The following is an 886-nucleotide window of genomic DNA, read 5'->3' as shown; positions in this document are numbered from 1 at the left end:
TGCGCTCGCGGCCAACGGCGGCCGCGGCTTCGCCGCGCGCGAGCGCTTCGCGCTGCTGCCCTCGGCCGGCCCGATCCCGCCCGGCATGATCGACGTGCGCGACTTCACCCAGCGCTACTTCCCCGCCGAGATGGCGGTGGACCTCTCCATCATCCCGGAGGACGAGCTGCCGGCCCTGGTCGAGGAATCGCTGAGCCTGCCGCCGATCGACCTCACCGCCGCCGCGGACACGCTGGAGTCGACCGCGGTGCTGATCCTCGCCCCGGTGCCGCGCAACGAGTGGCGCGCGGTATCCGCCCGCCTCGCCAACCGCCTCCGCGCCCTGCGCCCGGCCGCGATCAACCTCGTCGCCACCCGCAAGCCGCTGGAGATCCTGCAGCAGCTGCGCATTCCGCGCGCCCTGCCGCCCTCCGCGCCGAGCGACCCGGCCGACGCCGAATGGGCCCGGCTGGCGGCGCTGCCCACGCTGTGGTTCGTGCGCCGGCGCAACCTCGCCTATCGCGACGCCTTCGCCGGCGAGGCGATCCGCATCGCCGGACTCGACCGCGTGGATGACCTGCGCCCCCGGCTCGACAGCCTCGGCCTGGACGGCGCGCTCGAGCGCGTGCTGGCCAGCGCCACGCCGCGTGCCGCGGTCGAGGTGAGCAGCCTGCTCGCCAGCCCCCGCTTCGCCGACTCCCCCGCGCTGACCGCGGCGGCGATCGGCGAGCTGACACGCGCCGGGGCCGTGGACCAGGCGGCCGTGCTGAAGGTGGCCGCCGAGCTCTCCGCGCCCGGCGTCGGCGACGGCCTGGTGCGCCTCGAGACCGCGCGCACCGACGCCGCGCCCAGCAAGACCGCGCTGCGCGAGCTCGCCAGCGGCGAGGCCGACTGGCGCGGCGCCGAT

Annotated in this window: 1 protein-coding gene; it reads left to right on the top strand. The window is 76.7% G+C overall.

Features of this window, described 5'->3' with window-relative positions:
• On the top strand, positions 1 to 886 hold an 886-nt coding region (locus C667_RS23430), incomplete at both ends, for a serine/threonine-protein kinase (RefSeq protein ID WP_004390719.1).

Source organism: Thauera phenylacetica B4P (assembly GCF_000310225.1).
Taxonomy (GTDB): domain Bacteria; phylum Pseudomonadota; class Gammaproteobacteria; order Burkholderiales; family Rhodocyclaceae; genus Thauera; species Thauera phenylacetica.
This window is presented reverse-complemented; position numbering and strand designations above follow the sequence as displayed.